Here is a 2424-nt window from a genome sequence, read left to right as displayed (position 1 = left end):
GGCCGGCCGCCCGCCCGGACGCGGCGGGGGCGCCGCCCGTCGCGGCGGGCGGCGTACCGGTCCGCGCGCCTGACGGCGGTGAGGCGGGCTCTCCGCAGGCGGCCGCCGCCGTCAGCGCGGCCGTGGCCGTGACCAGCACCGCGGTCGCTCTCGCTCGTGTCCGCCGCATGTCTCCCCTTCCGTTCCGGTGTCGCACACCACAAAGTGTGACACTAGACAATGACACATTGGAAAGTGGCATACTCCGCTGGAGGGTTCGCCCCGATCAGTACGGGGCCGTCCTGGTTCGCGCGTCAAGGGAGCAGCGGTGGTGGAGCACGTGACGGGCATGAGCGCGACGATCGGCGGCGCGGGCGTCGCGGCGCGGCTCGCCGCGGCGCCGGCCAAACCGGCGGGCGGCGCGGCACTCGACCAGATCCTCATCGCCTCGACCGCCGCGGCCGCCCTGACGGCGGTGCTGCTGGTGCTCGGCTGGGGCCATCGCAGCGGCCGCGTCACCGTCCTGGCGCGGGCGGCGGACCTGGCGACCCGCGGCCCGGGCCGCGGCACCCCGGGGTGGGCGGCGCTGCCGATCCCGGTCGCGATGGTGTCGCTGCTGGTCGCGCTGCTCGGAATGTACTGGGACATCTCCCTGCACATCTCGCACGGCCGGGACGAGGGGCCGCTGGCCAACATCGCCCACTACCCCATCCTGATCGGGCTGTTCGGCATCTTCACCGCCGGGGTGCTGGCCGTCGTGCTGCCCAGGGGCGAGCGCCCCGGCGCGGCCTCGGTGCGGATCACCCGGGACTGGCACGCCCCCGCTGGCGGCGTGCTGCTGGCCGGCGCCGGCTTCTACGCGCTGCTGGGGTTCCCCCTCGACGACGTCTGGCACCGCATCTTCGGGCAGGACGTGACGCTGTGGGGGCCGACGCACCTGATGCTGATCGGCGGGGCGGGGCTGTCGCTGGTGGCGATGATGGTGCTGGAGCGGGAGGGCCGCCGCGCCTGCGGGGACGCCGGCCAGCCGCCGGGGTGGCTGCGGTACGTGCGGCGCTGCATGCACGCGGGCGGGCTGCTGATCGGGCTGTCGGTGTTCCAGGCCGAGTACGACTTCGGGGTGCCGCAGTTCCGGCTCGTCCACCAGCCGCTGCTGATCGCGCTGGCGGCGGGCTGCGCGCTGGTCGCGGCGCGGCTGTGGGCCGGGCGCGGCGGCGCGGTCTTCGCCGTGGTGTTCTACATGCTGGTGCGCGGCGGGGTGTCGGTCCTGGTCGGCGGCGTGATCGGGGAGCTGTGGGCGGCGGTGCCGCTGTACTTCGCCGAGGCGGTGTGCGTGGAGGTCGCGGCGCTGGCGCTGGCGCGGCGGCCGCTGGCGCTGGGCGCGGTGTCGGGCGTGCTGATCGGCACGGCCGGGTTCGGCGCCGAGTACGCCTACGGGCAGGTGGCGTTCCGGCTGCCGTGGACGCCGGACATCGTGGCCGAGGGCATGGCGATGGCCGTGGTGGGCGGTGTGGCGGGCGGGCTGTGCGCGGCGCTGCTGGCCGAGGGGCTGCACGGGCGGGCGCCGCGCCCGGCGGTGGCGCGCGGGCTCTTCGCGGCGGCGATCCTGGCGGTCGCGGCGGCGGTCGCCAACGGGCTGGTCGTCTCGGTCCCGCAGGGCAGAACGGCCACCGTCACCCTCACCGGCGTCCGCGGCGACGCCGCGCACCGCACCGCCGACGCGCGCGTCGAGTTCTCCCCCGCGGACGCCGTCGACGGCCCGGCCTGGGTGACGGTGACGGGCTGGCAGGGGCAGGGCCTGCACGTCGACCGCCTGGTCAGGGTGCGCGAGGGCGTCTACCGCACGAGCGAGCCGATGCCGCTGCACGGCGAGTGGAAGACGCTGGTGCGCGTCCACGACGGGCGGACGCTGGCGGGCGTCCCGGTCTACCTGCCCGACGACCCGGCGATCGGCGCGAAGGAGCTGCCCGCGCCGCCGCGCTTCACCCGTGACCTGCAGGGCGAGCGGACCATCCTGCAGCGTGAGCTGAAGACCGACGTGCCGGGCTGGCTGTGGGCGGCGTGCTCGGCGGTGGTGCTGCTGTGCACCCTGGCGCTGGTGCTGTCGCTGGGCTGGGGCGTGGCGCGGATCGCGCGGCGGCTGCCGGAGCGTCCCGGGCCCGCCGGGGCGGCCCGGGACGGGTCGGCCGCGAAGGCGGGCGCATGACGGCGCAGGGGGTGCTGGCGTCCCATCCGATCATCACGGCGGTGCCGTTCTTCGTGCCGACCTTCGTGGTGGTCGCGGTGATCGTCTTCGTGGTGTGGCGGGACCGCCGCCGCGGCGAGGACCCGCCGGACGACCCGCCGCCCTCCCCCTAGACTCTGCGCTCATGAGGGGACAAACAAAAACCCAACCCGAACATGGCGCGCGGTTATAGCTTGTAAGGAGGGGGGCGGGGGTGTAGG

General features: G+C 75.7%; 2 protein-coding genes. Both read left to right on the top strand.

All coding sequences use genetic code 11. From position 1 onward, the window contains the following. Positions 1 to 307 precede the first annotated feature (307 nt). Entirely contained in the window at positions 308 to 2185 is a 1878-nt protein-coding gene (locus AB0C69_RS41215; protein ID WP_360362117.1) for a hypothetical protein, read from the top strand. Beyond that, positions 2182 to 2337, top strand: a complete 156-nt coding sequence (locus tag AB0C69_RS41210) for a hypothetical protein (protein ID WP_345186938.1) — start codon at positions 2182 to 2184, stop codon at positions 2335 to 2337. Before AB0C69_RS41215 ends, AB0C69_RS41210 begins: the two co-directional genes overlap by 4 nt. Positions 2338 to 2424: the final 87 nt, after the last annotated feature.

Source organism: Actinomadura sp. NPDC048032, from assembly GCF_040653175.1.
GTDB lineage: Bacteria > Actinomycetota > Actinomycetes > Streptosporangiales > Streptosporangiaceae > Spirillospora > Spirillospora verrucosospora.
Note: the sequence above shows the minus strand (reverse complement) of the source record. Positions and strands in the feature narration are given on the sequence as shown.

Excerpts from the sequence above, each read along its gene's own strand:
- AB0C69_RS41210 (WP_345186938.1), top strand. The coding sequence starts at position 2,182 with ATGACGGCGCAGGGGGTGCTGGCGTCCCATCCGATCATCACGGCGGTG.